Here is an 18,261-nt window from a genome sequence, read left to right as displayed (position 1 = left end):
GGTTTTTTTTGCCTAAAAAATAGCAACTTTATTTTTTCGCTTATCCGGCGTGTCAGCTTTTCTTATCATCTTGTTTAAGCACTCACCAGCATTGATTCTTCGCCGTGCCCAAGATTTTGTATTATTACCATAAGACATTTGCTTATCTAAATTTTAGAGAAATCACTTAACTACTGAGCCCAATGCGATACACTAAATTATAAGGTCAACGATACCTGTTCAGTCTTTGCACAGTATCTAAAAGCACGTTCTACAAAGGATTTTTCGATTGCTTGCGCTATATCCCTCTAATAAATTAGAACACTTAAGTTTTCTTCTCACCACGCTTTTACGTCAGCAGCCCATAGGTGTGTTTACGCCAGAAACCATCTTGGTTGAAAGCCCAGGTATGCAGCACTGGGTTAGTATGCAACTAGCCTCTGAGCATGGTGTGGCGATGAATATTGATTATCCTTTACCAGTGCGTTTTATGTGGAATACGGCACGTGCGGTATTGGGGCAAGACTTAGTACCTAAGCAGTCGCCTTATCGCCGTGAAGTGCTGACATGGCGCATTGATAACATTCTCCAAGATTGCTCGCTAATGAGCACAGAAGCCTTTGAGCAAGTTAACCAGTATTGGCAAAATGCTGGTAGCGAACAAGAGCAGGGGCTACAGCGCCTTCAGCTAGCTACCGCTCTTGCTGACGTGTACGAGCAATACTTGCTGTACCGCCCAGACTGGCTATTCAAATGGGAAGCTAACGAACGCGCTGTATTTGATGACATGGAGATATGGCAAAGTGAAATTTGGCGCATATTGGTCAAAGAGCAACCGCTGCATCCTGCACGTTTGCATCAAATGACCTTAGAGGCGTTAGGGGTGTTGGAAGCTGACCACTTACCCAGTGATCCAACGAATAAGTTGCCTTCTCGTGTCATAGTGTTTGCAATTAATACTATGGCCCCGCAGCTGATCGCGTTTTTCGACGCTCTCGCGCAGCACATTGATATTCATATATTTCACTTAAATCCTAGCGTTAATTATTGGGGTGAAGCGAAAAGTAGTAGCGAACAGGCGAAGTTCTTGCGCTTAGAAGGCCTCAAAAAATGGATGGAAGAAGATCAGTCAAACCCGCTGCTTGGCAACTTAGGTAAGCAGGGCAGAGAGCTATTCAACTTACTCACTGAGCTGGATACCTTTGAGATTAGTGCGTTCGATTCACCGGGTTTTGAAGAAACAAACGATAACGCTGACAGCGACAATGATCGTGGTCTACTCGAATATATTCACAACGATATATTGCAAGCCGCTCAACCTAAGCCACTTACTCATGATTTAAGAGAGAAAGACGATAGCGTTACTATCATGTGCACCCATTCTGCGCTTCGCGAAGTTCAAGTGTTACACGACCACTTACTACATTGGTTATCTCAGGATAAAACGCGTACCCCGTCTGATATTTTAGTGATGTGCCCCGCCATCGAAAACTACGCACCATTTGTTGATGCTGTATTTCACAGAGTAGGTACTAAGGCTTTGGCTGGCAGGGGGCAGGTTAGGCTTCCTTGTACCATTGCAGATAGAAGCCCAATGGATGCAGAGCCGTTGATTGCGGCGTTTATGGCGCTGTTACAGCTGCCCGATAGCCGCTTTGGTGTGTCGGACATTATGGATTATCTGCAGCTAGATTCAGTGCAAAAGCGTTTCTCAGTGTCACAAGATGATATAGAGCAAATGGTGGTATGGCTAAAACAAGCTCATATTCATTGGGGTCTTAATAGCGCCCATAAAACGGCCGTTTCAGAGGGCGTTGATCTAGACGACACTTACAGCTGGTGGTGGGGAATACGCCGATTACTTATGGGCATGCTTGCACCAGATAGTGAAGTCATTGTTAGTGACTTACTAACTATTCCCGATGTTGAAGGACAAAGTGCGCTTACGCTAGGCAAGCTTATTGACGTTGTGGCTATGCTCGGTGAGTTTGCCCAAGCATTAACAGCATCAAGGACACCTAAGCAGTGGTCTAAAGCCTTAATAGCACTTAGAGATGCGTGTTTTATGCCGATAAAAGAGCAGCAGCAAAGTTGGGATCTTATTGCCAAAGTTGCTGCCGATCTTGCTGCACGATGCGAGGAGGCAGGTTATGAGCACGAACTCACCCTTCGTCAGGTACGCGACCTGCTACTCAATCGTTTCTCGTCGCCAGATGCCGGAAACCATTTTATGACCGGTCAAGTTACTGTGTGCTCTATGCTGCCAATGCGAAGCATACCATTTAAAAAAGTGTGTATTTTGGGGCTGAACGACAGTGAATTCCCCAGAAAATCAAGCCCGCTAGGCCTCGATTTAATGGCAGGCGCTGGCCGCCAAATCGGTGACCGCTCACGACGTTTGGAGGACAGGTATTTATTCCTAGAAGCCATTATTTCCACCAGAGAGAGCTTATATTTAAGCTACCAAGGAAACGACGTTACTAATAATAGTGAGCGACAACCCAGTCTAGTATTGGCTGAGTTCATGGATATGCTAGAAAACAGCTACGCACTGGAGTTATCAAAGTACAGCGTTAGTGCGCCGCTACACCCGTTCAGTGAAGAAGGCTTTACGGGAACCCTGCCGAGCTACGAAACAGGGTGGCTACGGTTAGCTGACGCGTTACAAAAGACGAAATTAAATACCGACGAAGCAGATAATGAATCTGCCAACGATGCAGATATGGCAACGTTAGCGCCATCACCTGATGCACTATCAACGCAATCGCTTCGTCTATCAGGTATTCAAATTGCGAGAGCTTTCAAAGATCCGCTGGAGTATTTTTCCGTACAACGGCTTGGTGTGAATCTGTCTCAATCGTTTACGCTACTTGAAAATAGCGAGCCGTTTGAAACCAATGCGCTGCTGCGCTACCAGGTGCTCGACGCTATCTTTTCGTCTGCAGAGCGCATTGCGCCAGAGAAAGATGATGTCACCCCGCTTTCTTATAGTGAACAAGTGATCACGTTTGCGTCGCTTAGAGGGGATATTCCCAATAACCCCGTTGCCAGAGATGAAGTTGAAATGTGGAAAGAAGGGGCATTGGCATTAAGTCAGGCAATGGGCCCTCATGACGCGGAACCTAAAAAAGCGCACTTTCAAGGCAAATACATCACCTTTACTTCGTCGGCTTTATTAGGCAGTGACGCGCTAGTTGAGCTTTGTGCAGGCAAGATTGACGCACACCGCGCATTGGGTTTCTTCATCTCCCAATTAGTTTTTTCAAGTACCGTTGAAGAAACCAGTTCAAGCAATTATCCACTGGATATCTATTCGTGTGCCTGGGAAAAGGGCGAAACCATTTTGAAAAAGCAGCGCTTCCCCGCTTACGACCGAGAAACTGCTGTGGGGTTACTTTTGTTTATTGAACAGCTTTACATGGCTGTTTATACAGCGCCGACACCTATTCATTTAAGTTTGTTCGGTACTTTTATGCCCGGCACCAGAAATTCAGACACTAAGCCAGTAGTGGAAAGCATAAAGCCTGAGATGTTTACCGACATTCTGCATGCGCTACTAAATAGTGCCGACGGGACTAGTGAAACCGACAAAGCGATACTTCGCCAAGTTCAACAGGCAGTAGATGAAATGTGTCCGTTCACTGATAAAGACAACGCTGTAGCTAGCGAAACGACAAGTGAAAAACACGAAAAAGCGAAACAGGTAGTGGATCAAGCCGCTGTACTTTTTGACACGATAGAATTACAGCGAGCGTTAACTGACTGGCAGCAAAGTAGCGGGCAATTCAGCGCCGATATGGCAAGCAATCCTTACTTACATTGGTTGTTTCCTCAGGGCGTTAGTTGGAATGATATACCGCATTTAAGTGCTTTTGTGCTGCTCGCCATGGTCAACAATGCGTCTCAGGAGGAAAAGCTATGAGTTACAACCCTACATCCTCTGATAACCCTATAGACGAGCAAGCTCAGCTGCAAACCGACGACCACAGCGGCACTGAAGCGCAATTACTCGATGTCGTCGCTATGCCGTTAAAAGGGCGCCATCTTATTGAGGCCAGCGCTGGCACAGGTAAAACCTTTAATATTACGCGCTTGTACCTGCGTCTATTGCTTGAAAAAAAACTCACAGTAAAAGAAATATTGGTGATGACCTTCACCAAAGCCGCGACCGAAGAAATAAAGGGGCGTATTGCGGCAACACTAAGAGAAGCTCTACTTATTTGGCAGCAAGCCAAAGATAACGGCAATGAAATAGACAGTAGCTGTGACCCTGTTTATCAGGATTTATTTAACAGCTGTGATATTGACGAGAGTCTGGCCCTTTTAAAAGCGGCGCAGCTAGAGCTTGATGAAGCCTCGGTGTTTACTATTCACGGCTTCTGTCAGCATGTTATCACCCAGCTAGCGTTTAACAGCGGCTTTGCTATGTCCCTCAATTTGGGCAATGACACCAGCGACCTATACCTTGAAGCTGCCGAAGATTTCATTCGAAAAATTAGCAAAAGTGAGGACGAGTTTAGGCTACTGGCAGAGTCAGGCTGGCATACACCCGACAAACTGTTGCGTGAATTTAACGCCAGCATTAAAAGTACTCTGACCCCAATATTACTTAGTGAAGAGGATATTGAGGCGGCGTGTAAAAAGCAGCTAGATGAAGCGCCGCACACGTCTTTAGCCTACGTGAAGTCTCTACTTCAAAGCGTAGAAGACAATGAAGGGCTATTGGTAGAACAGCTCATCAAAACACCTGCCCATAAAAAAGAGCGGCCGCAGGAATTGGCTGCGCTTAAAGCTTGGTTGCGTTCTTGCGTAGATGAACAAAGTTATTATCTTCCTCCACCGGAAGCGGAGGCCTTCGTTAAAGGTAACCGATATGCGCGAAACGCATCTGGCGTAAAAGAGGTTTTAACGCCTATAAAAGATTTTGCAGGGGCGCTTAAAAAAGCATTTGGTGAGAAAGACAAAGCGCTTAGTAAAGTGCCCGTATTCAAGCTGGTGGTTGAAGCTATTGCGTTCATCAAATCCCGCGTTGAAAAGCAGAAAAAGCAGCTTGGCGTTATCGACTTCGACGATCTTATTCGCATGCTCGCCGACGAAGTGGTGAAACCAAACAATACTCTTGTGCCTGAGCTTCGTAAGAAGTTTCCTGTAGCGCTAATTGACGAATTTCAAGATACCGATGCAAAGCAGTACGCGATTTTAGACGCAGTTTATCCTAATCTTGCAGAAGCTAAAGAAAGTGCGTTGTTAATGATAGGTGACCCCAAGCAGGCGATTTATCGCTTTCGCGGCGGCGATATTTTTACCTATTTAAAGGCGGGTAGGCAGGCAGATTACCGCTGGGTGATGAATACCAACTGGCGCTCGGTAGAGGGCATGGTTAAAGCCTATAACCGGTTATTTTACGGTGCGCCAGTAGCATCAAACAAACCCACCGATGTGTTTGGCTTTGACATAAAATACAACCCTGTGGAGTTTACGCCTAAAGCGGCCGCGGCAAAAACGCCACTTATCGACCCTGCCGAGCAGGATAGTTTAATGAAAAGTGCTGTAACGAAACGCAGCGCAATGAACTACGTTAGCATGTGTTTGGAAGATAAAGAAAATACCCACATTATGCGTCGCAAAATGGCTCAGTGGATTGCGCAAGAGATTTACCGCTTATTGAACGAAGCGCACTTTCAAACCGCCAATGGTGGCACCGCGCCGGTGAGGCCTCAGGATATCGCTATCTTGGTGAAAGACAGGACCGAAGCTGGCGCTATCAAAAGTGTACTTCAGCAAAAAGGCTTGGCGTGTGTTTATTTAAGCGATCGCAGTAACTTATTTGCCAGTGCCGAAGCCAAAGATGTACTGAGGCTGCTTAACGGTATTTGGCACGCTAACGACACCAGTAAAGTGGCATCGAGCTTGGCGTCACCGCTTTGGGGTTATAGTGCCCAAACACTTATTGAACTGTTGTACCATGAAGATGACGCGCAGTGGGATGCTGCTATCGACAAGGTATTGTCGCTGCGCGATATGTGGTTGCAAAAAGGGTGCATGAGTGTGCTGCTGTATTTAATGCAAGATAGCTATCAACCTCATGCTGACAGCGTGGAACGCGCCCTTACTAACTATCAGCATTTGGCTGAAGTGCTGGAAAAAGCCAGCACTACTCACCAGCGCCCTGAGCAGCTACTCGACTGGTTGAATAAGCAAATTCATAAGCCTGAAAGCGATGAAGAGCTTACTTTGCGCCTAGAAAGTGACAGCCAACTTATTCGACTTATTACTCAACACGGCTCGAAAGGGCTAGAGTACCCCATTGTGTTTGTTCCTTTTGCCACCGGCTACAGAGACGCCGCTAAAAACGGCAACACTACGTCGCAAATATTTACCTATTACGACGAAGAAAAACAAGATTTACAAATGCAGCTTGGGCAGACGCCACAGGCGATAGCTCGCGTTCAAAGCGAGAGCGAAGCGGAAGACATGCGACTGGCCTATGTGGCGGTAACACGAGCTGCCCATCGCTGTTACATGAGTGTTGTACCGCTGACTAACAATGAAAGAAGCGCATTAGCACGAGCACTTGGTGTAGGTGGCGATGGCAGCAACAACGATTGGTCGAGTGTGTTAAACCGTGTTGCTGAAGAAGAAGCGTCTCATGCCAGCCATATCGACGGTGATGAGTTTGAGGAAGTGTATACCGGCTTTGAGCAAGAAGATGAGCTTTCTCAGCTTACCGCGTTGCAATTTACCGGCACGGCAAGCGAAGAATGGCGACTGTATTCATTCTCAGCAATGAGCCGTTTAACCATGGTTGTTACAGGGCAAAGCCCAGAGACCGGCGCATCAACAGAGCCCTTGAGTCAAACCTTTCCTAGTGTGCCCGTACTTCAAACCATTCGAGATGAAGAAGTGTATGCAAGCGACACCCTTATGGGTGAGATGGGCTCGATTGATGCAGACATCAATTCCTCGGCAGGTATTGAAAGTACGGTAAGTAAAAGTGATCTGCGTTTTACCCTAGAGAAAGGTGCGAGCGCAGGTAATTTACTTCACGATATTCTAGAGCACAGTGACTTTAGTGCGCCCGATTGGGAAGAAACTGGCAAGGAACTGGTTAACCGCTTCGGGTTAGATGAGAAGCGAACGCCGCTACTTTATGAATGGTTAGAAGAAGCCCTACAGACGCCTCTGTATCCTAATACGCAGTTTAGCATGAGTGATTTGCCGGTAGCGCAAACCCTGCGCGAAGCCGAATTCTATTTTCCAATGAACGGCACGCAATGGACTCAGCTTCGTGAAGTTCTGGCGACTCATCGAAAAAACGTGGCTGACGTTATTGGTGGCGAAGTGGAAACAGCGCCTCAACTAATCACAGCGAAATTACAGGGAATGATGCACGGGTTTATTGATTTGATTTTTGAGCATGACGGTCAGTTTTATGTGGCAGACTACAAGTCAACCTGGCTTGGCGATACATTAGATAGCTACACGCCAACAGCGCTGTTTCATAACAACCAGCATCACCTTTACGACCTTCAGTACTTAATTTACTGCCTGGCGCTACATCGCTATTTAAAGAATACGCTGCCTAACTACGACCCAGATATGCATTTCGGTGGAGTGTATTACCTGTATCTACGCGGGATGCACCCAGAAAACGAGCGCGGGGAAGGGGTATTTTATACTGATATTCCATCGTCTGTACTCAACCGATTAGACGGGATATTTGCGAGCAAAAATGATGCCTACCAAGGCGATAGTACAAAGCATGCAGGCAGTTCTCGCCAGCCTTTGGAGCAACAGTCTTCTGGTCAGCAGCAGTTTAGTTTCGATGACGAGTAATAAACGTTAAAGAAAGTGAAGCAAAGGAAAATAATGAATAACAATCAAGATTCCGTATCGTCATTTTTTGATAACTTGTTTGGCATCGAGGCGATCGACAAGTTTGTCGCAAAAGAATTTGGCTTTGTTGACGAACTAGAACAAGAAGACAGGCTTATCTGGGCTGGGGTCTTAGCGTATTTGTCGTATATGCAGCGCAATGGCCACAGCTGCATCTATCTTAAAGACATAGCGGGTACAACGCTTTTTAAAGAGGTAGTCGCAGAACAAGAGGTAGTCTTGGCGGCCCAAACAAATGAACATGGCAGTAACGGGGTGGCGGCTGCTTCACTGACACTGGTTGAACAAACCGAGCCGGAAAAAGCGCCCAAAGCAGGTGTTGACGTGCCACAACTAACACCATTACTTAGGATTGTAAAAAGCGCGCTGGATAACGCACAGGTGGCTCAACTATTTGTTTATAGCAACGGCAAGCTGTACAGCCGTCGCTACTATGAATTTGAACAAGAAGTGGCGCGCAATGTTGTAAAACGAGCAGCGCTTACGCCGTTAAGTGATGAGACAAGCGAAAAAGTAAAACATCTTTGGCCCGCTATCTTTCCTACCGAAACAGCCGATCGGCAAGATTGGCAGCAAATAGCGGTGGCGAAAAGCCTGATGCAACGCTTTTGCGTTATAAACGGTGGGCCAGGAACAGGTAAAACCTATACCGTATTGCGTTTATTATTGGCATTACAGGCTTGCGATGAAAACTTAAAAATTGTGCTGGCGGCGCCTACAGGGAAAGCGCAACAGCGTATGACCGAATCTATCATGAACAGCGTAGACGGGCTTCGCGGCAAATTGGACGACACAGTGCTTAACAACGTGCCTACCGATGCTGTGACGCTGCATAGATTATTAGGATTGCGCGAGCACGGCGTATCGACTAAGTTCAATCAGCACAACCAGTTGTCGGCAGATGTACTCATTGTCGATGAGGCAAGTATGGTCGACTTAGCGCTAATGACGCGCATAGTACGAGCGTTACCAGACCATGCGCGGCTCTATTTTATCGGTGATGCCGACCAGCTTCCAGCAGTCGAGCTCGGTAACGTGCTAGAGCAGCTAGTTAGTACCGGGACAGCAAGTTTTGATGACAACGCGAATGTGCCAAATGGCACAAACAGCGCACATAGCTCACTTAGTTTAAACAGTCATGACGACGCGCTTTCTTTAGGTGGCGTGCCATCGTTAATGCGTCAGCACATTGCTACGCTATGTCCGCATTTACCCTTGTTACCGGTTGATGAGCAGGCAAAAAGTTATGTAGCAACTCTTCAAGCACCTCAGCGCTTCAAGGGGCAGGTGGCGAAAGTTGCAACGGCCATACAGCGAGGTGATGCAAGCGGTGCACTTGCCGCTATTTCCGACAAGGCTGGCGACAATAACGAAAGTGCGGGTCTTGGTTCAAATATCGATTCTAACCCTGGTTCAAATACGGCATCACGATTACAATCTGGCGTTCACTTATGGCCAGAGCGCCAGGTTAGCGGCCGTGATTTACACCAGTTGGCCAAAGAAAGCTTCTTGCCTATTTTTGACGCTGGCAGTGCTGAAGAAGCACTTAATCGTTTGAATGTGGTTAGGTGGCTGACCCCGGTTCGCAAGGGCGGAATGGGCGTAGAAGGCCTGAATAATTTGGTGTTCGATGCTATCAAGCACAAAATCAGAAAGCGGGAAGGGTATTTCTATCAAGGTCAGCCCATCATGATTGTAAAGAATCATCACCCACAGCGACTTTCAAACGGTGAGGTTGGCGTAATCTGGCCTGACAACAAGGGAAAACTATATGCGTGGTTTTACCAGGATAACCAAGCTTCAGGTCAAAACGGTTCAAGTCAGAAAGCGTCGGCAAATGCGGCAGACAGTGCTGACAAGACGCTAGAGCAAAAACAAGCGTTGCGCAGCATATCGCTATCAAGAGTACCGCAGTTTGAAACTGTGTACGCCATGACCATACATAAATCTCAGGGCTCTGAGTTTAATCATGTTGTGCTTATTTTACCTAAGCCTGATAGCGAAAAAGCCGCCAACTTATTTCATCGAGGCCTAGTGTACACAGGATTAACCCGAGCTAAAGACGGCTTCTTAATCATCTCTGACACCGCTACATTTAGCCACATGGTTCAACGGGTGGATAAGCGTTATTCCGGGCTTTCTGAGGCCATAAGCCTGCACCTAGAGAGCACATCAAACGCCACCCCAGAGATTGAATAGAAATAAATGTACTCTGACCCCAAAAATTTTGGGGTCAGAGTACATTTCTGGGTCGTTACTTTACTGGCGTAAAAAGGCACAGGCCTCGTCTGTTTATATCAATAGGCGTTTTGCTGATTAGATAAATGCGGGTGGGGGCAGTTACACGCAAAATTCCGCCTTCAGCATTTAGAAATTGTGAAGGCAAAAGTACAGAGGTATCTTCATTTTCTGAATTGTCAGTTTCGGCTTTCACTGCAAAGTGTGACAAGCCGCAGTGATCTAGCCAACCTAATATATTATCTGGCGTTGCCACAAAATTATCGTGCTTCAATACGCTGCTATGTAGCGTAATATTCGCACCGAAGACGGGCTTATTCTCTATCGCCATTTGCGTGTTAGGCTTTAAATGCAGACGGTACAGTCCGTGTGCTTCAGGCACAATGTCATCATTCGCATCTGTACTATTTACCAACGTAAGCATACAAGGTATCACTGGTTAGTTTTGATGGTCTTATTGTGGTGGACTTACGGCTAGGCTGCGTTGATGTGGATCAAGCAGAAGCAACGCTAGTCTAAAGCGTTCAAATCTATGTTTATCTAAAGCTATGAATAAGTGATTATTCAAGAGGCAGCAGACTCAATGAGGCTTTCTAAGGTAAGATGGTTTATATAGCCTTAGTTTGTAAAAACTAAGCGTTAGCTTTCGGATAATAACGAGCAGGCGAGCGCAGTTTAAACATTTTATATAAGGAGTAAGCTCTTATGGAATTGAACCAAGTTACGTTACCCGTTACCAACATGGTCGAAGCGGTGGAGTTTTACCTTACCCTGGGATTCACTCAAATTGTAGATACACCTCATTATGCCAGATTCACGTGTCCTCAAGGCTCGTCTACGTTTTCGTTATCATTAGAGGACGAAAGTGCTCAAAATCAAAGTGTGATTTATTTTGAACACGAGGCGTTGGACGAGCTGTACACCTCTCTTGTGAGAAAAGGGGTTCATTTTGAGCAACCGCCAACTGAACAACGGTACCTTTGGAAAGAGGCCATCTTAAAAGATCCATCGGGCAATAAAATAAAGCTGTACTGGGCAGGGGAAAATAGGGTGAACCCACCTTGGAAAGTGGAAATCAATCAGTAGCCAATTAGAGCCTGTTGACCTTTGCTGTATACCAAAGGTCAACAGGCTTTAAATAAACTTCAACCGAAAAACCGAGATTACCAGTGACAGAACCCCAAATAAGTGTGCACTTTCGCTTAACAACGTTAGATGCCATGCAAGCGTACACGCTAAAACGAGAAATAGAAGGCGCTTATTTTATTAAACGCGATGGGCATGTTGATGACCAAAAGGCTGATGTTTTTGTCGGTATGGTGCCGTTAAAGGAAACCCTGTTTGACCAACTCAATGACTATGTTATCCGCCAGCAAATTCAGTACGATGACTGTGATATTTTTGTAGAAGCCAAAAATGCTAATGGGGATATCGCCGTACCAAGGGTAGTAAACGAACTGCTGAAGTATATAGACTGTAAGCTAACATACGCCTTAACTAATTAGGCTCTAGTGAAGATGTGTAAAGAGCCTTGTAACAACGAACCGTTTCATACACCCTTTTTCAGTGTGAAGCGCCAGGGTAGGGTTGTATCATCCCGTGCGGGACGCGCTTTGCTTTTATCGTATTTTCTTTCTTCTTTAGCGTAATCTATGCCTATGCGAGGTGCGCTGATAATACTCTCAGCGGCATTAAATTCGGCGTTGCTCTCAATCCAGATAGTATTGCTGTTTACCACGGGTTCGCCATTTAGCGCTGGTGTTAACGCTAAAGCTTGCGAAAGTTTCGCTGGGCCAGAACACAAGTTACGCATAGCAATGTTAGACCCTCTTCGTTCCTGCATTATATCTAAGCCCTCGGTAGGAAAGATCGCTCGGATAAGCACAGAATCAGCATAGCCCACGTCGTTAGTGACAATATTGAACATGCTGTGGTAACCATAAACAGTATAGATGTAGGCTATGCCGCCCTTTTGTTTTAGCGTTGTTACAGATGAGGGGCGGCGCAAAAGGTGCTTTTGCATGGCGAGATCCTGTTGACCGCAATAGGCCTCAGTTTCCGTAATCATTCCTCCGGTAATTGCACCACCGACCTTACTAAAAAGAAAATTGCCAACGAGTGACCTCGCTACGTTAACTACATCACTGTCAATGAAAAAAGAAGGCTGCATTTTTCAAAATGGATTTAAAGGCAAGTTACGACGACTTTTTAATTTCGCTGTGAGACTTCAAAACTTTACTGCCGTCGTCTTGCTCAATTAGGTACGCAGGGTCACTGTCGCTCGCTTCACGCTTTACCGATGAACCTTTAATAGTACGTTTAACATCGCTAGTAAACTTCTCTCTTATATTACCTGTGGCACTGCCGTTGCCCCATTCCCATTCAACTTCTGTATTTACCGCGTAGTGTTTCATCATCATTCCCTGTTGCGTTAGTTTTACTATTCACACAGTGTTAAACGGGGAAGGTAGCTGCTTAGTTCATAAAGCAATTCAGCAAAAAGAACTTACAGAAGCAGGTTGAAACACTAAGAAAGCGTTTCGAGCTGTTTTTCTTTGGGTACTTGTTTCTGAGTAGCAGAACTTCCGGCGGTAGCTATGACCACTAAAGCTACTGCAAGCCATTGAGTCAGCGTAAGTGTTTCATCAATTATGAAAAACGCTGCAATAGCTGCAATAGCAGGCTCTACGCTCATCATTATGCTGAAAGTTTGCTTGGGCATGTTACGCATTGCATGCATTTCTAACGTGTAGGGAATGGCGGATGAGAAAATCCCAACGGCGCAGCCAATGAGGAGCGCCTCTGAAGATAGCAGCGTGCCCCCTTGACTCACTATACCAATGGGAACAACACAGATGGCGGCTACTAGCATTCCTAAGGTAACCGTAACACCGCCCGAACCTTCATTGCCTGTTTTGTTACCAAATACAATGTAGCCGGCCCAAAAAGCGCCCGCGGTTAGTGCTAGCATTACGCCGGTAGGATCTAGCCCTTTTGTTGATGCACCAAAAATGTCAGGAAGCAGTAAACAAACGCCTACAACAGCTAAAATGGCCCATGCAAAATCACGTTTTTTTCTTGCACTAAAAAAAGCCACCGCTAATGGACCTGTAAATTCAAGAGCAACGCCTATGCCCAGCGGGATACGCTCAATGGCAAGGTAGAAGATGATATTCATTGCCCCTAAACAAGTGCCATAAATGATGACGTTTCGCCATCCCTTTGCACTTAAGCTTGCTTTCCAAGGTTTGAAAATTACTGTTAATAGCAAGGCGGCGAAGAATGCGCGCAGGGCGCTAGTACCTTCAGGCCCCACGATAGGAAAGAGTTGTTTGGCAAAAGATGCGCCCGATTGGATAGTTATCATGGCCAAAAGAACAGCGACGATAGCAAGTAAAAAACGTCGATTCACAATGTGTTGCAGTTTTAAAGAGTTAAGACAGGATTATATTTGTTCTGAGGGCGAAATGCTCGTTGATGAGCGGGAAATACCGAAAAATTGAGCTTTATAACGTTTTTGCCTCACTTTTACAGTAGTGTAAGATTCACTCTTTAAGACCAATAAGTCACCCCAATTGAGAAGGCATATAAAAATGGAAATTAGACATATCTCTGAACCTATAAATGTTAAAGGCTTTTCGGTGCAAACGAACAACGAAGCAGAGTTTTCTCAAAACGGAAAAATCCCAGGGCTATGGCAGCGCTTTGACAGTAGAATACCTGTAAATTACATGGGCGGGGAGCGTGTGTATGGAGTGTATTATAACTATGAGAGTGATCATACTGGCGATTTTTCCGTGCTGGCAGGCTCTGATGGTGAAAAAGTGCCGGAAAATGTAGAAGTCGAAAACATCACTATTCCAAAAGGAAAGTACCTTGTTTTTACTAAGCAAGGAGAAATGCCGCAAATCGCTATTGATGCATGGACCGATGTTTGGAAATACTTTACCCAAGAAAACGCGGATTATGAAAGGATATTCACGGTAGATTTCGAGCACTATGTAAACGGTAACCACATTGATGTATACATAGCGATAAAGTAATTCTTTTCAGCAAACTTGTACTAATCTGGATGAGTATAAACTTTGAAAGGTAGTTGCTTTCACTAGCATATTCTATACTGGAATGTAGATTGTCGTTTGAGGTCGTCGACATTCACCTAATTTTAATAATTCTGAATACACGAGGCTTGTGTCCAAGAATTAAATAAGCAGTTGCTGTTTCCTCTTTTAAGGAAAGCTAGTGCATACACTTACCCAATTACATATTGACATCGCTCGGAATGCCACGGACGATTTCAACTTATTTCACGACCCTGAGCGTTGGCAACGCATATCAGGTAACCCGTTTCAAGGCACCATAGCGCTGGGGTTTCAACTTGGCCTTTATGTAGAAACCCAGCTAAATCAAAGTGCGTCTTCCATTGAGCAGAGACTATATTCGGTTTACGAGTTTACTTTCGTTAACCCGGCAAAAGTTGGTGACGAACTTAATCTAGTAGTAAAACGTGCCCGTGTTACTCAAACAGAAAAGGGAGAGCAAGAATCGCAACGATTGGTCTTAAAAGCGTCTGGAAAACCCAGTTTAATGGGCTTTCACCGCCAGTCTGACTACCTGTCTGTTACTTCCTCGTTGTTAAAATATAGCAAAGACCAAATTTCGAAGATGGTAGACCGCACGCTGTTAGATGACAGCGTTTTTTTAAAGCGAAAGTGGATGATTGTCGGTAACGTTAAAAATTATCTGTTAAGTGCTTTTGCCGATCAAACTCAGTATATTGATGAGTTTGTGGATAAGGTCTGTTTCCCACATTTTTATCCACTCTCTTTGATGTCATCAGCGATGTTAGAAAGGGCGCAGGCCTTAAATTACGACTTAATCCAAAACCCCATGATCTACGTTTCTCAAAACATGTGCATCGATAACCAGCAGTTAGCACAGCTTAAAAGCAACGACTGTTTAAACATGCTGGTGTCACCTGTTGAAACTGATCCCTGCCATCTTACTTGCGCGGGGTGGGTGAGTAGTGAATCTCCGCTATTCTGTGCAGAAGTAAAGCTTATGCCGTTGTCAGATATGTTTTAAAAAAAGCGGCGTAAAAACTGTAGTGACCCCCAATAATTGGAATGTCCAACTAATGGGGGTCACTTCAAACACCGGTTTTTGAGTGACAAACTAAATCGCAAATTACATCTTGTACGCTACCGTTACATAGCCAAAGCGACCGATATTGTCGTATGCAGCGTCTGTTGAGCCAGTACCGGTTGTACCTGTAGGTAGTGCGCGGTTAAACAGGTTATCAATACCCACAGTTAGGCTGACACCATTTTTAAAGTTGTAGCCTGCAGTTACATCAGTTACTGCGTATGAAGGCAGTTCCATACGATTACTTGGGTTAGGGTTTAGCGCTAGGTCTTGATTGTCATAGATGCTTGCGCGCTCGATATAGCGCGTTTTCCAACTTGCTTCCCAATCACCACGGCTGTAGTTCATCGTGAATACACCTTGCCAGTCAGACTCACCAGCAGTGCCAGCGTTTTGATAGAATAGTTCCGGGTTGTCCTGGAATGGGAATTCTTTACGGTCTTTGAGGTAAGTCGCAATTAGGCTTGTACGGAATGCACCTTCAAGCGCATCAAAGTCGTAACCTAATTCGAAATCTACACCTTTTGCTTCTTGACCTGCGATGTTTAGCGCATAGCTGCGGATTTGGGTAATTTCGCCTGTTTCCGAATCACGGTCGATAAGATCACAATATGGATTGTTGATGCCCGTCTCAGAGTCAACGCAACGGTCCAGAATAGTTTGACCATCTATATTGGTGATTGCGTCAGTTAGTTCAATTTCCCAGTAATCGACTGTCGCAGTAAAGCCTTCAAACCAAGCTGGGGTGTAAACCAAACCTAAGGTTTTAGAGATAGACTGTTCTGCCTGAAGGTCAATGTTACCGCCGTTTACGCCTTCCAAGGTAGCCGCATCGTAGTCAGAGTTAAAGTCTGCCGGAACGCCCAGTGCTTCACAGTTAGCAATGCGCTGATCGGCGTTAGCTAGGTTTTCTAGATTGTTTGTACGGCATGGATCGTCAACGTTAAAGAACGTTTGGCTAGCTTCACCGTAAAGTTCACTAATGTTCGGAGCGCGAAGGGCAGAGGACTTAGTTGCTCTAACACGTAAGTCTTCGAAAACCTGCCAATCTAAACCAAGCTTCCAGCTTTTTGCGTTGCCGATAGATGAATAGTTAGCAATGCGCGCTGCTGTGTCGAACGTAAGCATATCTACGCCTGGTAGACCTTCAAGAAGCGGAATAGTTACTTCAGTAAATACCTCAGAAACGTCGTATTCACCCTTGTCTTCACCTAGCGCGTTGAAGAAGGTACCTGCAGCGTTTTCAGGCTCGTCAATTTCACTTTTCTCTTTGCGGTATTCCACACCTGCTGCGAAACCTACATAGCCCGCTGGTAGCTCATAAATACCTGAATTGGCGATTGTTGCGCCTGCGTTGTACTGCTCAATTTTGCTAGTACCTACAGACGTAGTATTAACGTAGTCGATAGCTTCTTGTGAAGCTTGACCATAACCCATAATATTAAGGGGAACACAGCCATCTTCGCCACCTGATGCACAAACAATGTTGCCATTATCATCTTCGACAGCATCTATTGCGTTGTAGAAGTTTTGTAAAATCAGATTGTTGCGGTTTTCACGCTCTAGCTCTGTTTTACCGTAGTTGACAAACGCTTCGTAGTTCCACTCATCACCGATGTAGCCTTCAATACCAAGTACATAGCGATAGGTTTCACGCTCGTCAGCTTCTGTACGAACACCTAAATCGGTCATCATCCGGTTTAGTACAATACTATCAAGGTTGTTCTCGACCATGTACTCAGTAACACTGTCGTCTAGAAATGCATTGTTGCGCGATATAGTTGTTTCGTCGCTATAGAAAAAGAATGCTGGTTGCGCCATAGAAATCGCACGAGTGCGAGCATATTTAGCTTGCGCGTAAACCCTAGTATCGTCATTAAGCTCGTAGTTACCTTTAACGTTTAGGTTCGTACGGTCAAATTCTGGCTGTAGCTGTGTGAACTGGCGAAGGTTGAAAGAATCACAATTTGCGCAGAAAACGCCATCTACTTGGTCGCCAATATAGATGTCTTTAATTGAACCGTCGGCATTGAAAGTTTTTGTGCCATCGCCAAATACCCCCGCATTGTTTATTACGTAATAACCCGCGTTAGCAGTGTAAATATCATCTGGATAGGCGGTTGAATCTAGCTGATCTTCACTTCGCTCGTAACCCATGATGCTTTCAAAGCTCATATTGCGGTAAGACGTAGCAGTCCAAGGGTTGTCTAACGCATCTAGCGACTCTTGAGAGCTGTATTCAGCGGCAAAAGCAATGTTGCCACGGTCGTTATCGAAGTTAAAACCATAAGACGCCTGGTACTTATCGTTTTTATAACCATTTTCCTGCGCAAAGCCTTGTGTCGCGCTGATGTCGAATCCTTCAACATTCTTTTTAAGAATGAAGTTAACCACACCCGTCACGGCGTCGGCACCGTATACGGCAGATGCACCGCCCGTTACGATTTCTACGCGTTCAATCCATGAAGTAGGGATAGTGTTGGTATCTACTGCAGCGGTTCCCGCTGATGAAGATACGTGCCTTTTACCGTCAACTAAGACAAGCGTGCGGTCTGTGCCCATACCGCGTAGATCTAGAATGTTTAAACCCGCAGTACCGATAAATTGACCTGAGTTACTTAGCGAGAACGTATTTGCAAGAGAAGGCAGTTCGTTAAGCACTTCGCCAATGTTCATTGCTCCTGAATTCAGCAGAGACTCGCCTGAAATAGCGGTAACTGGTGAAGGGGCAATCGCGCCCTGGCGAGAAATACGTGAACCTGTAACCTGAATTTTTTCAACATCAGCGCTTTCAGTCGTTGAATCTTGCGCTATTACGTTGCCAGATGTCAGAGCGACACTTCCAGCCAATGCTAACCGAACAGCAGTTGCAATGTTTTTCATGGATTGTTCCTAATGAATTAGAATTTATATGCTTGTTGTTAAATAAGGCCAAAATTGTAGGCAAGCCTTACAAAGTCGATTTATGTATAAATTTATACTTAAGTCTAAAGGGGCGCGCAT

The 18,261-nt window shown here is 45.4% G+C and carries 12 protein-coding genes; 7 read left to right on the top strand and 5 right to left on the bottom strand.

Annotated elements, in window-relative coordinates; translation table 11 throughout:
* The first annotated feature begins 268 nt into the window (after window positions 1-268).
* The 3 genes from recC to recD are packed head-to-tail and all read left to right on the top strand — an operon-like array spanning window position 269 to window position 10,074.
* On the top strand, window positions 269-3,901 hold the full coding sequence (gene recC, locus ACXAGV_RS11315; protein ID WP_474873347.1) for an exodeoxyribonuclease V subunit gamma: 3,633 nt from the start codon (window positions 269-271) through the stop codon (window positions 3,899-3,901).
* A complete protein-coding gene (recB, locus tag ACXAGV_RS11310; protein ID WP_474873346.1) occupies window positions 3,898-7,815 on the top strand; it encodes an exodeoxyribonuclease V subunit beta in 3,918 nt (1,305 codons plus the stop codon). Before recC ends, recB begins: the two co-directional genes overlap by 4 nt.
* 33 nt (window positions 7,816-7,848) lie before the next feature.
* On the top strand, window positions 7,849-10,074 hold the full coding sequence (gene recD / locus ACXAGV_RS11305; protein ID WP_474873345.1) for an exodeoxyribonuclease V subunit alpha: 2,226 nt from the start codon (window positions 7,849-7,851) through the stop codon (window positions 10,072-10,074).
* A gap of 55 nt (window positions 10,075-10,129) precedes the next feature.
* Here the strand turns inward: recD and ACXAGV_RS11300 are convergent, their stop codons facing one another.
* Window positions 10,130-10,537 carry a hypothetical protein gene (locus tag ACXAGV_RS11300; RefSeq protein WP_474873344.1) on the bottom strand — a complete coding sequence of 136 codons (408 nt, stop codon included), beginning with the start codon at window positions 10,535-10,537 and terminating at the stop codon, window positions 10,130-10,132.
* A 281-nt stretch (window positions 10,538-10,818) separates the two neighbouring features.
* Here ACXAGV_RS11300 and ACXAGV_RS11295 point away from each other — a divergent pair, with 281 nt between their 5' ends.
* Together ACXAGV_RS11295 and ACXAGV_RS11290 are read left to right on the top strand one after the other, a co-directional pair.
* A complete protein-coding gene (locus ACXAGV_RS11295) occupies window positions 10,819-11,199 on the top strand; it encodes a VOC family protein (protein WP_474873343.1) in 381 nt (126 codons plus the stop codon).
* 83 nt (window positions 11,200-11,282) lie between these two features.
* On the top strand, window positions 11,283-11,618 hold the full coding sequence (locus ACXAGV_RS11290) for a hypothetical protein (protein WP_474873342.1): 336 nt from the start codon (window positions 11,283-11,285) through the stop codon (window positions 11,616-11,618).
* 44 nt (window positions 11,619-11,662) lie between these two features.
* Here ACXAGV_RS11290 and ACXAGV_RS11285 read toward each other — a convergent pair whose 3' ends face one another.
* From ACXAGV_RS11285 to ACXAGV_RS11275, 3 genes are all read right to left on the bottom strand, one after another.
* A complete protein-coding gene (locus tag ACXAGV_RS11285; RefSeq protein ID WP_474873341.1) occupies window positions 11,663-12,283 on the bottom strand; it encodes a DNA-3-methyladenine glycosylase in 621 nt (206 codons plus the stop codon).
* A gap of 25 nt (window positions 12,284-12,308) precedes the next feature.
* Window positions 12,309-12,533 carry a hypervirulence associated TUDOR domain-containing protein gene (locus tag ACXAGV_RS11280; RefSeq protein WP_474873340.1) on the bottom strand — a complete coding sequence of 75 codons (225 nt, stop codon included), beginning with the start codon at window positions 12,531-12,533 and terminating at the stop codon, window positions 12,309-12,311.
* 107 nt (window positions 12,534-12,640) lie between these two features.
* A complete protein-coding gene (locus ACXAGV_RS11275; RefSeq protein WP_474873339.1) occupies window positions 12,641-13,525 on the bottom strand; it encodes an EamA family transporter in 885 nt (294 codons plus the stop codon).
* Between the two features lie 181 nt (window positions 13,526-13,706).
* Here ACXAGV_RS11275 and ACXAGV_RS11270 point away from each other — a divergent pair, with 181 nt between their 5' ends.
* Together ACXAGV_RS11270 and ACXAGV_RS11265 are read left to right on the top strand one after the other, a co-directional pair.
* A complete protein-coding gene (locus ACXAGV_RS11270; RefSeq protein ID WP_474873338.1) occupies window positions 13,707-14,156 on the top strand; it encodes a GyrI-like domain-containing protein in 450 nt (149 codons plus the stop codon).
* Window positions 14,157-14,355: 199 nt separating this feature from the next.
* Complete coding sequence (locus tag ACXAGV_RS11265) at window positions 14,356-15,198, top strand: hypothetical protein (RefSeq protein WP_474873337.1); 843 nt, start codon at window positions 14,356-14,358, stop codon at window positions 15,196-15,198.
* A gap of 102 nt (window positions 15,199-15,300) precedes the next feature.
* Here ACXAGV_RS11265 and ACXAGV_RS11260 read toward each other — a convergent pair whose 3' ends face one another.
* Window positions 15,301-18,141, bottom strand: coding sequence for a TonB-dependent receptor plug domain-containing protein (locus tag ACXAGV_RS11260; RefSeq protein WP_474873336.1), 2,841 nt, complete (start codon window positions 18,139-18,141; stop codon window positions 15,301-15,303).
* Window positions 18,142-18,261: the final 120 nt, after the last annotated feature.

It is taken from the genome of Alteromonas sp. ABH4_453 (assembly GCF_056160665.1).
This window is presented reverse-complemented; position numbering and strand designations above follow the sequence as displayed.